At 73.1% G+C, this 20,481-nt stretch carries 15 protein-coding genes and 1 tRNA gene; 3 read left to right on the top strand and 13 right to left on the bottom strand.

From position 1 onward, the window contains the following. Positions 1 to 266 precede the first annotated feature (266 nt). Together ACTWQE_RS06885 and ACTWQE_RS06880 are read left to right on the top strand one after the other, a co-directional pair. Positions 267 to 1,649 carry an ATP-binding protein gene (locus ACTWQE_RS06885; protein WP_443327908.1) on the top strand — a complete coding sequence of 461 codons (1,383 nt, stop codon included), beginning with the start codon at positions 267 to 269 and terminating at the stop codon, positions 1,647 to 1,649. After that, a complete protein-coding gene (locus ACTWQE_RS06880; protein WP_443327907.1) occupies positions 1,646 to 2,044 on the top strand; it encodes a roadblock/LC7 domain-containing protein in 399 nt (132 codons plus the stop codon). Before ACTWQE_RS06885 ends, ACTWQE_RS06880 begins: the two co-directional genes overlap by 4 nt. 171 nt (positions 2,045 to 2,215) lie before the next feature. Here the strand turns inward: ACTWQE_RS06880 and ACTWQE_RS06875 are convergent. Continuing rightward, a tRNA-Leu gene (locus ACTWQE_RS06875) sits at positions 2,216 to 2,303 on the bottom strand. Between the two features lie 167 nt (positions 2,304 to 2,470). On the opposite strand from ACTWQE_RS06875, the gene ACTWQE_RS06870 reads away from it, so the two are divergent. Next, positions 2,471 to 3,793 (top strand): DUF2254 domain-containing protein, encoded by a 1,323-nt coding sequence (locus tag ACTWQE_RS06870; protein WP_443327906.1) that lies wholly within the window; start codon positions 2,471 to 2,473, stop codon positions 3,791 to 3,793. Between the two features lie 82 nt (positions 3,794 to 3,875). On the opposite strand, the gene ACTWQE_RS06865 is transcribed toward ACTWQE_RS06870, so the two are convergent. The 12 genes from ACTWQE_RS06865 to ACTWQE_RS06810 all read right to left on the bottom strand — a co-directional run. Continuing rightward, positions 3,876 to 5,408, bottom strand: coding sequence for an aldehyde dehydrogenase family protein (locus ACTWQE_RS06865; RefSeq protein ID WP_443327905.1), 1,533 nt, complete (start codon positions 5,406 to 5,408; stop codon positions 3,876 to 3,878). Between the two features lie 458 nt (positions 5,409 to 5,866). After that, entirely contained in the window at positions 5,867 to 7,354 is a 1,488-nt protein-coding gene (locus ACTWQE_RS06860; protein ID WP_443327904.1) for a nucleotide pyrophosphatase/phosphodiesterase family protein, read from the bottom strand. Then, the gene (eboE, locus tag ACTWQE_RS06855; protein ID WP_443327903.1) at positions 7,351 to 8,529 is read right to left on the bottom strand and encodes a metabolite traffic protein EboE; all 1,179 of its coding nucleotides are present in this window, start codon (positions 8,527 to 8,529) and stop codon (positions 7,351 to 7,353) included. Before eboE ends, ACTWQE_RS06860 begins: the two co-directional genes overlap by 4 nt. A gap of 3 nt (positions 8,530 to 8,532) precedes the next feature. Beyond that, on the bottom strand, positions 8,533 to 9,489 hold the full coding sequence (locus ACTWQE_RS06850) for a TatD family hydrolase (protein WP_443327902.1): 957 nt from the start codon (positions 9,487 to 9,489) through the stop codon (positions 8,533 to 8,535). After that, positions 9,489 to 10,328 (bottom strand): EboA domain-containing protein, encoded by an 840-nt coding sequence (locus ACTWQE_RS06845; protein ID WP_443327901.1) that lies wholly within the window; start codon positions 10,326 to 10,328, stop codon positions 9,489 to 9,491. The genes ACTWQE_RS06850 and ACTWQE_RS06845 overlap by 1 nt, the downstream gene beginning before the upstream one ends. Beyond that, positions 10,325 to 11,443 carry a sugar phosphate isomerase/epimerase family protein gene (locus tag ACTWQE_RS06840; protein ID WP_443327900.1) on the bottom strand — a complete coding sequence of 373 codons (1,119 nt, stop codon included), beginning with the start codon at positions 11,441 to 11,443 and terminating at the stop codon, positions 10,325 to 10,327. Before ACTWQE_RS06840 ends, ACTWQE_RS06845 begins: the two co-directional genes overlap by 4 nt. Beyond that, positions 11,440 to 12,396: an SCO3242 family prenyltransferase gene (locus ACTWQE_RS06835; RefSeq protein WP_443327899.1), complete on the bottom strand. Its 957-nt coding sequence runs from the start codon at positions 12,394 to 12,396 to the stop codon at positions 11,440 to 11,442. Before ACTWQE_RS06835 ends, ACTWQE_RS06840 begins: the two co-directional genes overlap by 4 nt. A gap of 161 nt (positions 12,397 to 12,557) precedes the next feature. Further along, positions 12,558 to 13,658, bottom strand: a complete 1,101-nt coding sequence (locus ACTWQE_RS06830) for an inositol-3-phosphate synthase (protein ID WP_443327976.1) — start codon at positions 13,656 to 13,658, stop codon at positions 12,558 to 12,560. 665 nt (positions 13,659 to 14,323) lie between these two features. Beyond that, positions 14,324 to 15,697, bottom strand: a complete 1,374-nt coding sequence (locus ACTWQE_RS06825) for a ThuA domain-containing protein (RefSeq protein ID WP_443327898.1) — start codon at positions 15,695 to 15,697, stop codon at positions 14,324 to 14,326. Positions 15,698 to 15,767: 70 nt separating this feature from the next. Continuing rightward, positions 15,768 to 18,221 (bottom strand): PQQ-dependent sugar dehydrogenase, encoded by a 2,454-nt coding sequence (locus ACTWQE_RS06820; RefSeq protein ID WP_443327897.1) that lies wholly within the window; start codon positions 18,219 to 18,221, stop codon positions 15,768 to 15,770. Between the two features lie 258 nt (positions 18,222 to 18,479). After that, complete coding sequence (locus ACTWQE_RS06815; RefSeq protein ID WP_443327896.1) at positions 18,480 to 19,487, bottom strand: sugar phosphate isomerase/epimerase family protein; 1,008 nt, start codon at positions 19,485 to 19,487, stop codon at positions 18,480 to 18,482. Next, on the bottom strand, positions 19,487 to 20,481 hold a 995-nt coding region (locus tag ACTWQE_RS06810), incomplete at its 5' end, for a Gfo/Idh/MocA family protein (protein ID WP_443327895.1). The genes ACTWQE_RS06815 and ACTWQE_RS06810, both read right to left, overlap by 1 nt.

The following is a 20,481-nucleotide window of genomic DNA, read 5'->3' as shown; positions in this document are numbered from 1 at the left end:
ATACCCGATGTAACGGACGGACAGTTACCAGGCAGTAGCGATGCGTTGAGATCCATTTGTTCCCGCCCCGCGCTTGAAGCCGCACGTCGGACCTAGCATGATCAGGCCTCCAACGCCCCCTGATGGACGCGGGTGGCCCCTGGCATCACCAACGCCACGGTGCCCCCGTCCGGCCCGGCCGATCGAAATCCGATGGGTCCTCAGAGCCGGTTTCTGTCTGTCCCGCTTCCTCCGGGCTTGCCGCACTACCCCTTCACGAGGACCTGATGACACACGACATACCGGAGGCGGTGTTCTGGTGCCTTGCCGCGGTCACGCTCGCCGGACTGTCGCTCCTGGTACGCCAGCACCGGATCAGCGCCATCCTGCGCCGTCGACTGACGATCCACGAAGCCGGCCTGCTCGCCCGTGAAGAGGAGGTCCGGCACCTCGCCGAAGTTCGGCTCCCTGCTCTGGCCGAGGCGGCGCACGGTACGACGCCCGTGCCCGGCCCGCTCCACGCGGATCTCGTCGGCACGACGTACGGAAGGAACCTGCAGGAGATCATCCAGCAGTTCGCCGGGGTGGCCACGGCCGCACAGTCCCGGGCGGACAAGTCGACGAAGACAACGCTGAAGGCGGCGATGCGCGCCCTGCAGGCCCTGGCCAACGAGCAGCAGCTGGCGATCTCGGACATGCAGGACCGGCACGACAACCCCGATGTGCTCCAGGATCTCCTGGAGATCGACCACGCCAACTCGCAGTTCGGCCGGAGGGCGCAGGCCATCGCCGTGCTCTGCGGCTCATGGCCCGGGCGGCAGCGGGGCGCGTCACCGCTGCTCGACGTCGTACGCGGTGCGACGTCGAGGATCCGGGACTACCGACGCGTCACGGTGCACTCCCGGGTCGACATGGACGTGGTGAGCCGGGCTGTCGAGCCTGCCGTCCTTGCGGTTGCCGAGCTGCTGGACAACGCGGCGCGGCACTCCCAGCCCAACACCGCTGTCGAAGTCGGTATCCAGCCCGCCTACAACGGCGTCAGCATCGTCGTCGACGACGCCGGCGTCGGCATGGATGCGCAAGACATCGAGGAAGCCGCACGGCGCCTGTCCGGCCAAGCGGACATCGACATCAACCGGCTCGGCGCTCCACCGAAGTTCGGCTTCGCCGTCATCGGCGCACTTGCCGCCCGGTACGGATTCAGCGTCTCGGTCGACTCGCAGTCTCCGTACGGCGGTGTGCGGGCCGTGCTCTTTCTCCCGAACGCGCTGCTCAACCGGGTGCGTTTCATGGGCCCGCCGATCCCCGCGCTGGAGGCCGAGGGACCGCCCGCTCCGGAGCCGGGGTCACCCGGACCACCCGAGGCCGGAGCCGTCGCGGACGCAGCAGCCCAGCCGGGTTCCGCCACGGCAGCCGCCGGCCTCCGGCCGTCCGCGGAATCGTCACCCGAGGCGGAGACAGCCCCGTCGTCCACCGTCGGAGGCCTGCCCAAGCGCCGCCGGCGTACACCGCAGCACCAGGCGGCCGGCGACCCCGCGGACCAGGCCCGCTCCGATTCCGCACCGGCCCGCCCCGCCGCCGAGACCGCATCCCGCATGAGCGCCTTCGCCCGCGGCACCCGCTCCGGCCGCGACGCCTCTCCCGACAGCGAAGGGAAGGCCCGGGAATGACCGGCCATATGCCCGACGAACTCGGGTGGATGCTCGACGAGGTCCTCAGGGTCCCGGAAGCCCGCCACGCGATCCTGCTCTCCGCGGACGGCATGCTCCGCGCCCACTCCCAGGGCATCGAGCGCGACGAGGCCGAACGGCAAGCCGCGGCGCTGTCCGGACTGCAGTCGATCAGTCGCACCACCGCCGAGTTCTGCGCACAGGAGGCCTCGCCGTGGCAGCAGACACTGGTCGAGTTCGTCGACGGGTACGTCTTTCTGGTGGCCGCCGGCACAGGCGCCTATCTGGCGGTCTCCGCCGGGCAGGACGTCGACATGGAAGCCGTCACCTACAGCATGCACAAGCTGGTCGACCGGCTCGGCAAGGAACTGACCAGTCCGCCGCGCCCGTCCTGACGTCCTGGCTCATGGCCCATCCCGCTCGGCTCACCGACGAGGTGAACAGCCGCACCGTTTCCCGCGCCGCACCCAGGGCGCAAACGGCCCACGAACGACGAATGACCGGCGAGCTCAGGGCCCAGCCGGTCATGCGCGAACGAAAGCGGGACGATCCCGTGAACGTCCCCGTGGTGTCCGAGGGGGGACTTGAACCCCCACGCCCGATAAAGGGCACTAGCACCTCAAGCTAGCGCGTCTGCCATTCCGCCACCCGGACCAGGTGATGAGCCGCAGTTCCCCGCGGCGACAGGCATAACGATACCAGGGGTTCGACGGAGCTTTCACCCGCGTATCCCGAGGTCCGGGCCGGTCCGGAGGGCTCGGCGCGGCTGCCCGGCCGTGACAGCGCCGGGGTGACCGCCGGGCGGACATACAGTGCCCGACATGACACATTCGGTGATCGGACGGCGTATGCGGCGGCGTCCTCCGCGTCTCTCGCCGCTGCGGGAGTGGCTGCGGGAGGCGTTCTGGTTCGCTCCTGTGCTGGGGCTGCTCGGCGCGATCGTGCTGGCGGTTCTCACCACGGCCGGTGACTCCCTGGTGGTCGATCTGCTGCGGGAGGGGGGCGACACCGAAGCGATCGACGATCTGATCAGGATCTCCGACGACGCCAAGGCGCTGCTGAACACCGTCGGCTCATCGATGCTGACCTTCATCGGCGTGGTCTTCTCCATCTCGCTCGTCGCGCTGCAGATGGCCAACCAGTTCTCCCCGCGGGTGCTGCGGCTCTACGTCCGCAGCCGGATCACCCGGGTGACGTTCGCGGTCTTTCTCGCCACCTTCGCCTTCACCCTGCTGGTCCAGTTCGGCAACGAGGGCGCCGCGAATCCGAGGACCGTGACCTCGGTGCCGGTGGTGTCCGGGATCGTGGGCCTGGCGCTGGTCATGATCAGCTTGCTGCTCTTCATCGCCTATGTGCACTCCATCCTGCGGCTCATGCGCGTCACCCAGGTGATCGACAGGGTGGCCCGCGAGTCCCTGGCCGTGCTCGGCGAGCACCGGCTGCTCACGGTCGCCGAAGAGCGCGCGGTCCTCCCGCCGGCCGACGGGCGGATCACCTACTCCGGACCCGCCGGGGTGCTGCGGGGCATCCATGTCGCGCGGCTCGTCCGGCTCGCCCGCCGGCACGACGTGGTGGTGCGGCTGGAGCCGAGGATCGGCGACTTCATCGTGCCGGGCACCCCGGTGTGCACGGTCCACGGCGGGCCGGTGCCGGCCGTCCGACGGCTGCGCTTCGCCCTCCAGGTCGGAGTGGAACGCACGTTCCACCAGGACCTCGGATACGGGCTGCGGCAGCTCTCGGACATCGCGCTGCGCGCCCTCTCCCCCGCGATCAACGACCCCTCGACGGCCGTACAGGCCCTGGACCGTCTCCACCAGTTGCTCGCGGCCCTGGTCGAGCGGCCGCTGGGCGAGGTGCACCACCTGGACGGCGACGGCGTGCTGCGTCTCGTGCAACCGCTGCCCGGCTGGGCGGAGCTCCTGGATCTGGCCCTGGTGGAGATCCGCCACGCCGGGGCGGGTGCACCGCAGGTGTCACGGCGGCTGGTGGCCGCGCTGGACGATCTGCTGCCGACGGCGCCCGAGGGGCGCCGGGAGCCGCTGCTGCGGCACCGGGCGCTCCTCGAGCGGGCCGTGGCCCGCGCCCTGCCCGAACCTGCCGACCGGGCGTTCTCGATGCGGCCCGACCGGCAGGGCATCGGCTGATCCCCACCGCCGCTGTCTCGGCGTGCGCAGCCCCCTGCGGGCACGCCGCGGCGAGGCTCGGGTACGGCGGCGGGCCCGGCTCTCAGGCGGGCATCAGGTGGTAGTCCGGGAAGTTGCCCGGCGGGCGCTCGTCCTCCGGGCCCTGTGTCACGGCCCGTACGAGCAGCTCCCCGCCGACGAAGGCACCGCGCCAGGAGGCGCCGAAGCCGCCGAAGAGTTCGTCCCGGTCGCCGCGGGAACGGGGCTTGCCCAGGCCGACCTTGAAGGCGCGGATCTCGGTCGCGAGGCGGGTCGCGGTCCGCTCATCGTCGCAGGAGAGGGTGGCGACCAGCGCGCCGTTGCTGGCGTTCATGGCCGCGAGCAGCTCGGCCTCGGTGTCCACGAGCACGATGGAGTCGACCGGGCCGAAGGGCTCGGCGTGGTGCAGCGGCGAGCTGGGCGGCGGATTCAGCAGCGTCACGGGCGGCATGTACGCGGAGGTGTCCTGCCCGGGGAGGAAGTGGCCGTCGGCGAGGCCGCCACGGTGCAGGGGTACGGCGCCGCGGTCGATCGCCTCGGCCACCTGGTCGCCCAGCTCCTTGGCCTTCGCGGCGTTGATCAGCGGCCCGAAGTCCAGTTCGGGCAGCGGGTCGTCGGGGGACGCGACGGCCAGCGGATGGCCGAGGCACACGGACCGTACGGCCGGGAGGTAGGCGGCGAGAAAGGAGTCGAACAGCGACCGTTGGACGACGAAGCGCGGATAGGCCGTGCAGCGCTGCTTGCCGTAGTCGAAGGTCTTGCGGATGTGGCCGGCGAGGGTGTCCCAGTCGCCGTACTCCCACACGCCCCAGGTGTTGAGGCCCTCCTGTTCCAGGATGTGGCGCTTGCCGAGGTCGGCGACGGCGGTGGCGACGCGCCCGCCGGTGTCGCGGCCGCCGACGAAGGAGACACAGCCGATCTCCGGGGAGCGGACGAGCGCCTCGGAGAGTTCGCTGCCGCTGCCGCTGACCAGCGTGACGGGGACGCCCTCGCGGTGGATGAGCGCACAGGCCAGGGTCAGGCAGGCGAGGCCGCCGTTGGCGATGACCGCGTCCCCGGCCAGAGCCTGGACGAGCATGGCGTGGACGAGCACGCTCATGGGGTAGTTCCAGCTGGCGATGTTGCTGACCGGGCCGTCGAGCGGCGCGCGGCCGTCGAGCATGGGCTCGATTCCGTCGACGTACCAGCGCACCCCGTCGATGGCGCGGTCCACATCAGCCTGGGCGAGCCGCCAGGGCTTGCCGATCTCCCAGACGAGGAGCAGGGCGAGCAGTTCGCGGTGCTCGGTGAGGGCGTCCAGGGCGGCGGTGATCCTTGCCCGGCGCTCGGACAGCGGCACCTGCCGCCAGGCGCGGTGCTGGTCGAGGGCGGCGCGTACGGCCGACTGGGCGGTCGGGGCGTCGAGCCGGGGCGGTCCGGCGATGGGGCTGCCGTCGACGGGGCTGGTGGCGGGCAGGGGGCGGCCGTCGGCCTGCCAGGTGCCGTTCCAGAGGTTCAGTACGCGGTCGTCCCGGAACGCCTCCGGTGCGACGGCGAGGCATCGCTGCCAGGCGTCGGACCACGCTGTCCCGGGCTTGAGGATGAGGGTGGGTGCCATCGGGTTCTCCGCTCTCGTTGCACAGACGGGAGGGGTGGCGCTCGCTTGCGTGTTTACCGGACGGTAGTGATCGGGGGGCGATCTCGATATGGGCTGTGCGTCAACTATGAGTGACGTCACGTAGCGGAGCGATACGGTCCGTGGCGGCTTCCGGCCACGCACCGCCGTATGGCGTGGCGTACGCCGCCTGTGCGAATGCGGCCGTACGGCGTGGTTACCGCACCCGGACTCCCGACGAGGGGCCTCGCGTCGCGGGCGGGCGAGGGGCGGGCCGCCGCCGGCCGGAGCGAGGACGGTGCCGCAGGGGGCCGCCGCGACGGCGGGCCCGCCGCCCGGCGGGGCGGTGGCGACCCGGGGAGGCAGCGGCCGCGCCGAGCACGGCGGCGGCCGTGGTGCCCGCGGCGACGCCGAGCAAGCGACGGCGCGCACGGGCGAGTTCGGTCACTGCGGCACCCCTGTCATTGCGGGACTCCGGTCGTGGGATGCGGGTGGGGGTTCGGCGTCGGGGACGGCCGCCGGTGCAGCCCGGCGAGGCCGAGCAGCAGCGCCTTCACGTCGGTGGCCGCCACCGGCCCGTCGACCGCGTCCGGCCGCGAGCAGATGAGGAGCGGGCCGTCCTCGTCCCGGTCCGGCAGTCGCCCGTGGCTGCCGCGGACGGGGGACGGGTCGAGGGGGACGACGGCCATGCGGTAGCGCATGCCGAGCTTCTTCCGGGCGAGCGCGGCCCCCGCTCGTACGCGGACGTACGGGTCGAGCGGGTCCAGGAACAGCTCGGCCGGGTCGTAGCCGGGCTTGCGGTGGATGTCGACGAGCCGGGCGAAGTCGGGGGCGCGGGCGTCGTCGAGCCAGTAGTAGTACGTGAACCAGGCGTCGGGCTCGGCGACGGCGACCAGCTCACCGGAGCGGGGGTGGTCCAGACCGTGGGCCTTCTTCCCCTCGTCGTCCAGGAGTCCGGCGAGGCCGGGGAGGTCCGCGAGTGCGGAACGGGCCGCCGGGAGGTCCTCGGCGCGGCGTACGTACACATGGGCGAGCTGGTGGTCGGCGACGGCGAAGGCCCGGGAGGCACCGGCGTCGAGGTACTCCATGCCGTCCTGGGTGTGGACCTCCAGGAGGCCCGCGCGACGCAGGGTCCGGTTGATGTCGACGGGCCGGGTCACGCGCGTGATGCCGTACTCGGAGAGGGCCACGACCGTGGCCCCGGCGGCACGTGCGTCGTCGAGGAGCGGGGCGAGGACGGTGTCGAGAGCGGTGGCCGCGGCGTACGAGCGGGGGTCGTTCGGGCCGTAGCGCTGGAGGTCGTAGTCCAGGTGGGGGAGGTAGCAGAGGGTCAGATCGGTCGGGCGGGTGCGGAAGATGTGGCGGGTCGCGCCGACGATCCACTGGGAGGACCGGAGACCGGCGCCGGGGCCCCAGAAGTGGAACAGGGGGAAGGTGCCGAGGGTCTCGGTGAGTTCGTCGTGCAGGCCGGGCGGGCGGGTGTAGCAGTCGGGTTCCTTGCGGCCGTCGGCGTAGTAGACGGGGCGCGGGGTGACGGTGATGTCGGTGGCGGCGCCCATGGCGTACCACCAGCAGATGTTGGCGACGGTGTAGCCCGGGTGGACACGGCGGGCGGCGTCCCACAGCTTGTCGCCGCCGACGAGGCCGTTGTGCTGGCGCCAGAGCAGCACCTCGCCCAGTTCGCGGACGTACCAGCCATTGCCGACGATGCCGTGCCCGGCGGGTGTGGTGCCGGTGAGGAAGGTGGCCTGGGCGGCGCAGGTGACGGCGGGCAGAACCGTACGGAGCGGGGCGAAGGAGCCGGCTTCCGCGAGGTCTCCGAGCTGGGGCATGTGCTCCAAGAGGCGCGGGGTGAGCCCGACCACGTCGAGAACGAGCAGTCGGCGGGGTGTGGTCGGAGCCGGCACGCCGCCGTGACCGGGGGTGCTCGTGGGGGTGTCTTCGGTCATGGCAGCTCCTTGAGGCCGAGGCCGGTCAGCAGGTCGCGGGCGAGGCCGAGTTCGGCGGCGATGCCGTCGGCGAGCCGGCCGTGCGTACGAGGGCGCAGCCCGGCCGGAAGGGCCTGCCAGGTGTAGGTCTCGACTTCGAGGTGGCGGGTGAGGGGCACCGGTCCGCCGACGAGCCGGGCGAGTGCGTCGCGGAGGACGGGGAGGGTGGAGGTGAGCGGCGGGGCGAGAGGGGCGTGCAGGGGCACGTGCAGATGGACCCGCCACGGTGCGGTGGTGGGCAGGGCGCCGTCCGCCAGGGCCTCGTCGAGATCGTCGGTGCCCCGGACGCCGTCGTCGGTACGGGTCCGGGTCTGGTGCAGGAACCGGGGTTCGGCGAAGGCGGCGAGTGCCTCCCGTACGGCCGGGAGGTGCGGCTCCTCGGCGTGCAGCGCGGCGGAGAGCTGGGCCTTAACGATGGGCACTCCGGCGGTGGTGAGGCCGTCGATCGCGGTGTGCGGGTCCTCGAACTGTGTGGCGAGGTGGCAGGTGTCGACGCAGACGCCGATGCGCTCGGCCGGCGGTGCGCCGGGGGCGGCGAGGGTCGTGGCGGCGTCGGCGGTGGTCTCGACGGTGCAGCCGGGCTCCGGTTCGAGGCCGATGCGGATGTTACGGCCGGTGCGTTCCTGGAGGGCGTCGAGCCGCTGGGCCAGGGTGGTGAGGGCGTGGTCGGCGGCCTCGGCCCGTGGCTGGTTGAACGCGGTGCGCCAGGCGAGGGGGAGGGTGGAGATCGTGCCCTCGGTGACGTCGTCGGGGAGGAGGGCGGCAAGAAGCCGGGCGAGATCGGTGGTGTGGTCCAGACGTTCGGGCTCGGTCCAGTCGGGCCGGTAGACGCGGTATTTGACCTTGTGCGCGCCGAACCCCTCGTAGGGAAAGCCGTTGAGGGTGACGACTTCGAGGCCCCGGTCGTCGAGGTCGGAGCGCAGAGCCCGGAGGGCGGCGGGGTCGGCGGTGAGGGCCCGGGCGGCGTCGCGGGCCAGCCACAGGCCGATGCCCAGCAGGTCGCGGCCCAGCCGTCGGCGCACCGGCTCGGCGTGGTCCCGGAGCTGGCGGTGTACGCCCTCGAGGTCCTCGGCCGGGTGGACATTGGTGCAGTAGGCGAGGTGGATGGTCGAGCCGTCGGGGTGGCGGAAGCGCATGGTTCACTCGCCCCGTTGACGTGCCGGGTCGGGCTGCCCTGTCTCGTCCGCGTCCGGGCGGACCGGGGTGGGCCGCTTCTCCCCCGGCCGGGCCGGGGCGGTCCCCCCGCCGCGGAGGACCGAGTTGCCCTCGTGGGTGGCCTCCCGGTCCGCGGCGTGTTCGTCGAGGTGCAGGTCGAGGCGGCCGCTGAGCCCGTAGAAGGCAACGGGGTTACGCCAGAGGACCTGGTCGACGTCGTCGTCGGTGAAGCCCGCCGCGAGCATGGCCTCGCCGACCCGGCGGGGCTTGAGGGGGTCACTGCGTCCCCAGTCGGCGGCCGAGTTGACCAGCATGCGCTCGGTGCCGTGGCTGCGCAGGATCCGCACCATCCGCTCCTCGTCCATCTTCGTGTCGGGATAGATGGAGAACCCGAGCCAGCAGCCGCTGTCGCGGGCGTCGTCCACGGTTGTCTCATTGAGGTGGTCCAGGACGACGCGTTCCGGGGGAAGTGCGGATTCACGCAGGACGTCGAGGGTCCGTTCGAGGCCTGCGGCCTTGTCGCGGTGAGGCGTGTGGACGAGCGCGGGCAGACCGTGGTCGGCGGCGAGTTGGAGCTGGACCGCGAGGGCGGTGTCCTCGGCGGGGGTCATGGAGTCGTAGCCGATCTCACCGACCGCGACGACGAAGTCCTTGACGAGGTAGCGGGGCAGCGCCTTGAGGACGGGCGTACAGCGGGGGTCGTTGGCCTCCTTGGGGTTGAGGGCGAGGGTGCAGTGGTGGGCGATGCCGTGCTGGGCGGCGCGGAAGGGCTCCCAGCCGAGGAGCGAGTCGAAGTAGTCGTAGAAGCTGGCCGGTGACGTGCGGGGCTGGCCGAGCCAGAACGAGGGCTCGACGACGGCACGGACACCGGCGGCGTACATGGCCTCGTAGTCGTCGGTGGTCCGGGAGGACATATGGATGTGCGGGTCGAAGATGCGCATCAGGACTCCTCGGAGGGGGAGGTGGTGCCGGTGCCATCGGTCCCGCCCGTGGCGGCGGTCGTGCCGGTGAGGGCCAGGACGTGGTGGAGATCGGTCGGTACGGGGCGGCCCGCTGCCCGGCGCTCACGGGCGTGGTCGGTGAGCATCCGGCCGAGTTCGGCGTCACCGCGGGCCCGGTGGGCGAGTTGTGCGACGGCGGTCACCGCAACGCCGGTGAACAGACACTTCAGGACGGCGTGCCGCCAGGTGTGCGGCTCCAGGTACCGGGCGGCGTAGGGGCCGACGGCCGCGGCGACCAGCCGGGTGTCGTTGGCGCGCAGGGCATCCTCGACGAGCGGTACGGCGGAGGGCCCGAGCGCGGCGCTCCCGGCGTCGAGGTGGGGCAGCGCGAGCAGTACGGCACGGCGCTCGGCGGCGGTGCCGTGGGTGTAGAGGCGAGTGGCCGTGGTGCTGTCGGCGCGGGCGGCGTGGAGCAGCAGGATGCGGGCCGCGTCCGCGGGCTCGGTCGGCGTCGTCGGCGTTGCGTTCCGGGGCGTGGCCGCGGGGTGGGCCCCGTCCTCTCGTGTCGCGGCGGCGGGGCCGGCCGCGTCGCGCGGGGCCGAACGGCCGCAGTGGCGCCCCGCAGCCGCGAAGTGCAGCTCCCAGGCGGCAGGAGCGAAGTCCGCGGGCGCGAGGTCCGGGGGCGCGAGATCCGCAGGCTTCTGGGGCGGCAGGGGGATCTCCGCCGCGGCGGCCGCGTCACCGAGTGCTTGCTCAAGCCAGGCCCGGCCCGGCCCGCCGAGGCGGTCCCGGAGCCATGTGTGCAGGTCGGCGACGCTTCGGTCCTGAGGCTGCGTCACCGTACGCTCCCGGCGGCGGCGCTGCCCGCCGACAGCAGCCGCTCGGAACGCTCGGGGGACGTACTCGACGGTGGAGGGCTGATGTCCGCTGCCGTCAACGGCTGTCGCAGTCCTGTGGCGAGGGTCCCGTCACGGTCCTGGCCCTGGCCGTGATCCTGGCCCTGAGCCTCGTGGCCCTGGCCCTCGCCCTGATCCTGGCCTGCCCGGGACGGCTCGTCGGGCGGGGTGTCGTCCGGGCAGGCGCGGGCGGGGCGGTCCGCCCGCCGCAGGAAGTCGAGCGAGGTCCGGGCGAGTTCGGGGCCCGCGTGCGAGTCCCGGGGAAGTTCCACCCCGACCAGCCCCTCGTAACCGGCCGCCCGCAGGGCCTCCAGGACGGGCGGAAAGTCGATCTCCCCCTCCCCCAAGGGGAGATGCTCGTGGACGCCCCGCCGCATGTCCTCGATCTGGACATGCCGCAGCCATGGCGCGGCTCCCCGTACGCACTCGGCCGGCGGCACCGGTTCGAGGCACTGGCAGTGGCCGATGTCCAGCGTCAGGCCGAGGCCGTCCGGGTCGCCCAGAGCCGCGCGCAGCCGGTGGAAGCCCGCGAGATCGCCCAGCAGATGCCCTGGCTCGGGCTCGATCGCGAGCGGCACACCCGCGGCGCGGGCAGCGTCGAGTACGGGCGTGAGGGCGTCGGCGAGCCGCTGCCACGCCGTGGCCTCGGGGGTACCTTCCGGGGTCCTGCCGCTGAAGCAGTGCACCGCGGTCGCTCCGAGCTCGGCGGCGACCTCGACTGCCGTGAGGAGCAGGCCGGTCCGGGCGGCGCGGGCGTACGGGTCCGGGTCGAGGAGCGTGGGATGGTGCTTGCGGCGGGGATCCAGGACGTAGCGTGCCCCGGTCTCGACGGCGACCGCGAGGCCGAGCCCCTCGAGCTGCCGGGCGATGTGCCGGGTACGGGCGGCCAGATCCGGAGCGAGCGGGTCGAGATGCATGTGATCGAGCGTCAGCCCCACGCCGTCGTAGCCGAGATCGGCGAGGAGGCCGAGGGCGTCGCCGAGGCGGAGGTCGGCGAGTCCGTTGGTGCCGTAGGCGAAGCGCGGGTCCTGCCCCGCCGGTTCCGGTTGCGTGCTCATGTCGGGCTGACCTTTCGGGACAGACGTCGTGCGAGGGGCAGCAGCGCGAGCACGGGCAGTGCCGTCCGCACGGATTCGGCGCGGGAGACGAGTGCGGCCTGCAGCGGGATCATGGCGCGGATACCGCCACCGACGGCGCGCCGCATGAGCGGCGGCGACGGGTGGAGCGCGGCATGGGCCAATGGCCGCCCGGCGGTGGCCCCGTAGACCACGGCGACCGCGGTGGCCGTGGCCCGGGCGGCCCTGCGGCCGGCCGGACCGCCTCCGGGCGCGGGATTCCCGCGTCCGCCGTGGCGCGCAACCGACCAGGTGATCCCGGCCGTGGTGGCCAGCGCCGCCAGCGGGGGTGCCGACGAGCCGCCGTGGACCTCGTGGCGGGAGACGGCGGTGACCGCGAACGTATGGGCGCCCAGAAGCCCGGCGGCGGGCAGCGCGGCCCGTACGGCACACCGCCCGTACGGGCCCGGCTCCCCGTACGACGAAGGGCCGGTGGCCGGATTCCCAGCCGTACGCGAGGGCATCGAGGCCGTGGCGCCGAGCATCAGGTCCAGGCCGCGGGCCGCCGCCATGGCGGCCGGTCCCGCCGCCGTGGCCTTGAGGCGCAGGTCGTAGGCCCAGACCGTACCGGCGAGAACCGTCGCCGTCGCCAGGGACCGGCGGCCCGCCGCGGCCGCCAGGGCCAGCCCGGCCGCGGTGAGCCCGCCGGCCGCCGCGAGCGCCGCGGCCGGTGCGATACGCCCCGACGGCAGCGGCCGGTCCGGCCGTTCGACGGCATCGAGGTCGCGGTCCGCCCAGTCGTTGAGTGCCATACCCGCCTCGTAGAGGCACAGGGACGCTCCGGCAGCGAGCAGCGTGCCGCGGTTCGGGCGGCGTCCGACGGCTGCCGCGCCCGCGACGGCATCACCGGGCACGCTGAAGAGGGCCGGGATCCGCAGCAGTTCAGCCCACGCCACGGCTCCTCCGCGCCGGCGCCCCCGGGGCTCCCGCACGGCCGCCGGACCGGCGGCGGATCCCGGCCGATCCCCCGGCGCGCCGGGCGTGGTCCGGCAGGTCCGTGGCCCCGTGCCGACGGGGCCACGGCCGTTGGGCAGGGAGCCACCCCGCCCCGGGCCCGTCACGCCCGCTCCCGCAGCCGGCCGGCGAAGCCGAGCAGCGCCTGCCACTGGTCGGCCAGGGACGACGACGCACCGGTGTCGGGGTCCTTGAAGAAGAAGCCGAGTCCGGGTAGCGGGCCGGACAGGCCCGCCGCGTGGGCGGTAGCGGCGAGGCGCGCGAGATCCAGGACCAGCGGCGCGGCGAGCGCCGAGTCGCAGCCCTGCCAGATCGTCTGCAGGACCATCCGGGTGCCGAGGAAGCCTTCGAAGGCGACATGGTCCCAAGCGGTCTTCCAGTCACCGAGAGCCGGGACGTTGTCGATATGCAGTTCGCCGACGGGGTCCTCGCCGAGGGTGTCGGCGAGGACCCGGGCCTTGCCCGCGTTCTTGGCGGCCGCGGTGGCCGGGTCGGCGAGGGAGGCCCCGTCACCGCCACCGAGGAGGTTGGTGCCGGACCAGGCCCGTACGTCCAAAGCGCGCTGGACGAACATCGGCGCGAGCACCGACCGCAGCAAGGTCTGTCCGGTCTTGCCGTCGCGGCCGGCGTACGGGAGGCCTGAGCGTGCGGCGGTGTCGCGCAGCCGGGGATGGTGCAGCCCGGTCGAGGGGGTGAAGTTGATGTACGGACAGCCTGCCAGGAGGGCAGCCGCCGCATAGAGGGAGCTGGGTGGCAGCCGGTCCCCGTCCGCCCCGGGTACGCGTACGGGTTCGGTCGAGGCGACGTTGATCACGACGACGCGGTCGAGGCCATGTCCGATGGCGAAGCCCGCGAGGTCGGCGGCGCAGGCCGCGATCAGTTCATCGTCACTGCGCCCCTCACCGGAGAGTGGCACTCCGGGGCGTATCCCGGCGTCGGCCGCGGCCAGTTCGGCGTGCACGGCGGCGGGGAGGCCGTACGGCAGAACACCGGCCGCGGCCAGGGCCTCGGCCCTCTTGGGCAGGGGGCAACTCGCGGGGTCGTGCCCGCCGAAAACGAACGAGCCCAGGGGCGGCAGGCCGGAGCCGGCGAACGGCGGGGTCTCGGTGACCATGCCCGTGGGGAGGTGCAGACCGGCGGCGAGGGCCGCGCAGCCCGCGACGGCGGTGGTGGCGACGGAGCCGCGGGCACCGACGAACCACACGCCCGTACGCGGTGCCCGCGAGCAGCGGTCACCGAGCGTGGCGCCCCGCGCGGCAGGCTCCGCCGCGTCGTTCGTACGGGCGCCCGGCGCGGTGACGCGGGCCGGAGGGCGGGCATCCGGAGCGGCCCTGCCGGGGTGCCCCACGAACGCGGCTGAGCCGTGGGGCGAGCCCACCGCCGTGCCGGCACCTGGTGCGGGGTGGGAACGGCTGGGGTCGGAGCGGGTGGTCACGGTTTGCCTCCCGGTTGTGGATGAGGTGCTGTGCAGGGCGGTGCGTGGCGCGGGGCCGTGTCCGCCAGCGGGCGACGGAGACTCCGCCCCAGGGGACGTCGGCGGGATGGCGGCGGGGAGGAGTGGGCGGTCTCCTCGCCCGCCGCCCGAGCCGTCGGCAGCCCGCCTCGGGACGCCGGTGGCCGGTCCGTCCTGCCGGTCCGTCCTGCCAGTCCGTCCGCGGTCCGTCCGGCCGGTCCGCCCGGCCGGTCGGTCGGAGCAGGGCAGCCGGGCCACGGCGGCCACCCCGCCCACAGCGGCCGGGCGGGCCCTCCCTGCCACCGGCCGGACCGCCGGACCGTAGGAGCCGGACCGTGGGAGCCGGACCGTGCGGGTCCGGCTGTGGGCGCCGGACGTGGGCGCCGGACCGTGGGTGTGTCCGGCCGGTAGCGGTTCTACGGGGCTCCGTGGCCGCCGCCCCTGGCCGGTCCAGGCGAGTCGGGCAGCTCCTTGAGCCGGATGTCACGGAAGGACACCTCGTCCGCCTCACCGTGGTTCTGGATTCCGACGTGCCCCTGCCGCAGGCTGCGCGCCGGGTCACGGTTGGTGAAGTCGTTGATCTTCACCCCGTTGAGCCAGACCTGCAGGCGCTCCCCCTGGACCCGGATCTCGTAGGTGTTCCACTCCCCCGCCGGATTGAGGGCCCGGTCCCGCGCCGTGAGGTCGGCGGCCTGGAATCCGTACACCGAACCGGTGGTCCTCTCCGGGGCGTCCGAGGCGTCGATCTGGATCTCATAGCCGTGGTTCACGGCCGACCACGGGTCGTCGGAGGCCGGGAAGCCCACGAAGACACCGGAGTTGTCGTCCCCCGCCATCCGCCAGTCCAGCTTCAGGGAGTACGACGCGAGTTCCTTCTCCCCGTACCAGAGCATGCCGAGGCCGCCGACCGAGGTGAGGGTGGAGTCCTCCAGCCGGAAGGAGCCGGGGCCCGCCTGCTTCCAGCCCTGTGTCCCGGAGCCGTCGAAGAGCGGCGTGTAGCCGCGCTCCGGACGGCAGTCGGCCTGCGCCGCGCCCGCCGCGTACCGGATGCCGCCCAGGAGGTGGCTGCGGAAAGCGGGCTCCGCGTAGGACTCCCTGGTGTGGCCGCCGCCGGTGTAGAAGGCCCGGCCGCCCCGGTAGTTCTGGCACCAGGAGATCGGGTGGTCCCCGCCCATCGAACCGCCCGTGTACGAGGACTCGTCGAGCGTCGCGAGGATGTGTGCCCGCTCCCGGGGGTTGGTGCGGTAGTTGTACCACTCGTCCGTGCGTTCCCACCGCGCGCCCAGATGCGCGGTCGCGGGGTGGGCCCGGTCCTCGACGTCGACCGTCGCGGGCTGGATGTGCGGATGGGACTGGAAATAGGCCCCGGCGAGGCCTCCGTAGAAGGGCCAGTCGTACTCGGTGTCGGCCGCGGCGTGGACGCCGGCATAGCCGCCGCCCCGCTCGATGTAGCCCTCGAAGGCGCTCTGCTGGGCGGAATCCAGCACGTCGCCGGTGGTGGAGAGGAAGACCACGGCGTCGTAGCGGGCGAGGTTGTCCGCCGTGAACGCGGTGGCGTCCTCGGTGGCGTCGACCGCGAAACCGCCGGCCGTGCCAAGGTCCTTGACGGCGGCGATGCCGTCGGGGATGGAGTCGTGGCGGAAGCCGGCGGTCTTGGAGAAGACCAGGATCCGTCCTCCTTCCGGGTGCTCCTGCCCGGCCGCGCCGCCCGGCGGGGCCGACGCGCCGAGCAGCAGTGCTGCCGAGGCGAGGGCGGCGGCGGTGGCGAGGAGGCGTGCGGAGGTGCGCATACGGGTGCTCCTTCCTCCGGCCGGGGCGGGCGCGTCCCGGGTTCCCTGCCCGCCCCGGCTCCGGAAACGGTCAGCCGGTGGTCAGAGTGAAGTCGTCCACGTCGTAGAGCGCCCGGGTGCCGCTGCCCCTGAACACCAGGTGGAGCGTGGTGGTCCCGGTCGGCGGCCGGTCGAGAGCCGTGGTGACGTCGGTGAACGTCTCCCAGCCGCCGGTCGGCGCCACCGTCGCCGACCCGAGGAGCGTGCCGGTGGGCGAGCCGGTTCTGATCTCCAGCGTCCCGCCCGCACCGGCGGAGGACACCCGGGCGGTCAGGGATGTGGCGTTGCCGACGCGGTAGGGCGTGAAGGAGATCCAGTCGCCGTTGTGGATGTCACCGACCGTCCTGCCGCCGTGGGCCGGGGTGTGAACGGTGACCTTGACGCCCCGGGAGTCGCCGAAGTGCTCGGCCTGCCGGTGCTTGGGTTGGAGGACGCTCTGGTCGTGGGTGGTGAGCGGCGGCTGCCCGCCCGCGCCCCGGTCGGTGTACTCGGCGTCGAAGACCCCGAAGATATTGGCGTTGGGGTCGTGCTCGCCGTCCGCGGTGGTCCTGAGGGTGCCCGAGCAGCCGGTGGCCGAGGTGACCGGGTGGCCGTGGCTGTCGTGCCCCAGGATGTGGGTGACCTTGACCTGGGTGCAGTCGATCGTCCCGTCCTCGGGGTCGGTGACCTGCACCCTGAACGGGATCTCGTCGCCGAAGGTGAAGAGCTGTCCGTCGCCCGGCAGTTGGAGTTGCACCGTCGGGGCGGTGTTGCCGACCGTGAGATGGACGCTCGCCGAGCCCGTACGCCCCGAGGCGTCCTTGGCCGTCACCGTGGCGGTATAGGTGCCGTTCTCGCGGTACGTGTACGTGGGGTTCGCCGCGGCCGACCCTCCTCCGTCGCCGAAGTCCCAGGCGTAGGTGAGCGCGTCGCCGTCGGCGTCCGAGCTGCCCGCGGAGGAGAATGCCACGGTGAGCGGCGCCGTGCCGGAGGTGCGGTCGGCCGAGGCCCGGGCGACCGGCGCATGTCCGGCGGTGACGTTCTCGATGCGGTAGAGAGCGGAGTTCTCGTCGCCGCCGAACCAGGCGGTGCCGTAGTCCAGGACGTACAGCGCCCCGTCCGGCCCGAACGCCATGTCCATCACCTGGGTGCCGGTCCAGGGGAAGGCGTTGATGGACTGGACGGTGCCGTCGGCGCCGTGCTCGATCCGCTTGATCCAGCGCCGGCCGAACTCACCGGCGAAGAAGTCGCCGTCGTACGCCTGGGGGAACTTCACCGGGGAGTTCAGCGCGGCGTCGTAGCGGTACACGGGCCCGCCCATGGGTGACTCGGAGCCGGAGCCGAACTCGGGGACCGACCCGCCGTCGTAGGGAATCCAGGCCTCCTGCGCGGGCGGCAGCTCGGTCAGTCCGGTGTTGTGCGGCGACTCGTTCCGGGGGGACGCGCAGGTGAAGGCCGGGCCGGAGGTCTGGGCGGCGAAGTCGTAGTCGACGTAGGCGTCGTTCCTGCCGGTGCAGTACGGCCAGCCGTAGTTTCCGGGCTCGGTGACCCGGGTGAACTCGACCTGCCCGGCAGGTCCCCGCGCGGGGTCGGCGGTGCCCGCGTCCGGCCCGTAGTCGCCGACGTAGACGGTGCCGGTCGGCTGGTCGACGCTCAGCCGGAAGGGGTTGCGGAAGCCCATGGCGTAGATCTCGGGCCGGGTCCCGGCGGTTCCGGGGGCGAAGAGGTTGCCGCCGGGGACGGTGTACGAGCCGTCGTCGGCGACCTTGATGCGCAGGATCTTGCCCCGCAGGTCGTTGGTGTTGCCCGCGGAACGCTGGGCGTCGTAGGCCGGGTTGCGGCGGGCCCGCTCGTCGATGGGGGTGAAGCCGTCGGAGGCGAAGGGGTTGGAGTCGTCCCCGGTCGACAGGTACAGATTGCCCTGGGCGTCGAAGTCGATGTCACCGCCGACGTGGCAGCAGATGCCGCGCGAGGCGGGCACGTCCAGGACCTCCTTCTCGCTTGCGGTGTCCAGCGTGCCGTCGGCCTCCAGCACGAAGCGGGAGAGCCGGTTGACACCGTCGAAGGGGGCGAAGTCGCCGGGGGAGCCGTCGTTGGGCGCATCGCCGGACGGGGTGCCGAGCGGCGGCGCGTAGTAGAGGTAGATGGCGCGGTTGTCCGCGAAGCCGGGGTCGATGCCGACGCCCTGGAGGCCCTCCTCGTCATGCGAGTAGACGGGGATCCTGCCGGAGATCCGGGTGTTGCCTGCCTCGTCGGTGATACGGAGGGTGCCGTCGCGCGAGGTGTGCAGCACCGAACGGTCGGGGAGCACGGCGAGGGTCATGGGCTCGCCGGTCTCCTCGACGCCCTTGGCGAGGGCGACGTGCTGGAATTCCTCGGCCGCGGGCGCGTCGGCGGCGGGTGCCGCCGCGGTCCCCGGCGCGGTGAACCCAAGCGTCGCGGCGGCGAGAAGGGTGCTCGCGAGGACCGCCAGGGTCTTGCGGGATCTGAGCCGTTTCCTGTGCACGGTGTCCTCCGGAGGGATGACGGTGTGTGACAGGCGCGCGACCGCCGCGCCGGGGCCGGTCGTCGGCCGGACGAAAGGATTCCCGGGTACGGGAGGACTCGCCCTGGGGTGCTTGACGGGTACAACTCAAGGACCGTAGCCGGGTTCATTCGGCACGGAAACCCCTTTGAAACAGGGACAGTTGACTTCATCCACGGTCTGGACAAAGCGCCGGGCCTCCGCTCTCCCCGCCGGGCCCGGCCCCGGACCCGTGAGGCCTCAGCCGTCGCCGCTGCCGAAGGGGGCGTCGAAGGCCGCGGTCGGCGGTGCGTAGTCGTAGCGCCTCAGCCGGGCCAGGGCTTCGGGCGCGCCCTGCATCCGGTCCATACCGGCGTCCTCCCACTCCACCGAGACCGGGCCCGCGTACCCGATCGACCCCAGCATCCGGAACACGTCCTCCCACGGCACGTCGCCGTGGCCGGCCGAGACGAAGTCCCAGCCGCGCCGCGGGTCGCCCCACGGCAGATGGGAGCCGAGCCGCCCGTTGCGGCCGTCCAGCCGCTTGCGGGCCTCCTTGCAGTCCACATGGTGGATCCGGTCCCGGAAGTCCCACAGGAACCCGACGGGGTCGAGGTCCTGCCAGACGAAGTGGCTCGGATCGAAGTTCAGCCCGAACGCCGGGCGGTGGTCCACGGCCTCCAGGGCCCGCCGGGTGGTCCAGTAGTCGTAGGCGATCTCGCCGGGGTGCACCTCGTGGGCGAAGCGCACGCCCTCCGCGTCGAAGACGTCGAGGACGGGGTTCCAGCGTTCGGCGAAGTCGGCGTAGCCCCGGTCGACCATCGCGGGCGGCACCGGCGGGAACATCGCGACCAGATGCCAGATCGAGGAGCCGGTGAAGCCGACGACCGTACGGACCCCGAACGCGGCGGCGGCGCGTGCGGTGTCGGCCATCCCGGCTGCCGCCCGCCGCCGTACGCCCTCGGGCTCGCCGTCGCCCCAGATCCGCGCCGGCAGGATCGCCCGGTGCCGCTCGTCGAGGGGATGGTCGCAGACGGCCTGGCCGACGAGGTGGTTGGAGATCGCCCAGCACTCCAGGCCGTACTTCTCCAGCAGCGCGCGCCGCCCGGCCGTATAGCCGGTCTCCTTCAGGGCCCGGTCCACCTCGAAGTGGTCGCCCCAGCAGGCGAGTTCCAGACCGTCGTAGCCGAAGTCGCGAGCCAGCCGGCAGACCTCCTCCAGAGGAAGGTCGGCCCATTGGCCGGTGAAGAGGGTGAAGGGTCGGGGCATCAGAGGGCCTCCTGGACGAGGGCGGGGAGGACGGGGGTGTAGACGCTGTTGGTGGCGGCGCTCTCCTCGACGGCCGCCAGCACCCGCTGTACCTGGAGCCCGTCGTCGAACGAGGGCTCGGGCTCGGTTCCGGCGGCGATGGCGTGCACGAGGTCCCGTACCTGGTGCACGAAGGTGTGCTCATAGCCGAGCCCGTGGCCGGGGGGCCACCACGCCTCCAGATAGGGGTGGTCGGCCTCGGTGACGAGGATCCGGCGGAAGCCGGAGGAGGCGGCGGGCTCGGTGTGGTCGTGGAAGTGCAGTTCGTTGAGCCGCTCCAGGTCGAAAGCGAGCGAGCCGCGCTCCCCGTTGAGTTCGATGCGCAGCGCGTTCTTACGGCCCGCGGCGACCCGGGTGACCTCGAACGACGCGAGAGCTCCCGAGGCGAGCCGACCGGTGAACAGGGCCGCGTCGTCCACCGTCACCCGGCCGCGGACCGCTCCCCCGCCGGCCGCCGCGGACAGCCCCGGCAGGGCCGCGCCGGGCAGCGGCCGCTCCCGGATGAACGTCTCGGTCAGTGCGGACACGCCGACCAGCGGCTCGCCGGACAGATACTGCGCGAGGTCCACGATGTGCGCCCCCAGGTCGCCGAGGGCGCCCGAGCCCGCGTGCTCCTTGCGCAACCGCCAGACCAGGGGGAACTCCGGGTCCACGATCCAGTCCTGGAGATACACCACACGGACGTGCCGCAGGGCCCCGATCCGGCCCTGGCCCACCATCCGGTGCGCCAGGGCGATGGCGGGCGTACGGCGGTAGTTGAAGCCGACCATGGCCAGCCTGCCGCGCGCGCGGGCCGCGCGAGCCGCTTCCGCCATCGCCCCGGCCTCGGCGACCGAATTGGCGAGGGGTTTCTCGCACAGCACGTGCTTGCCCGCCTCCAGCGCCGCGACGGCGATGTCCGCATGGCTGTCCCCGGGAGTGCAGATGTCCACGAGCTGGACGTCGTCGCGGGCGA

The organism is Streptomyces sp. 8N706 (assembly GCF_052245415.1).
In the GTDB taxonomy this organism is placed as follows: Bacteria; Actinomycetota; Actinomycetes; order Streptomycetales; family Streptomycetaceae; genus Streptomyces.
This window is presented reverse-complemented; position numbering and strand designations above follow the sequence as displayed.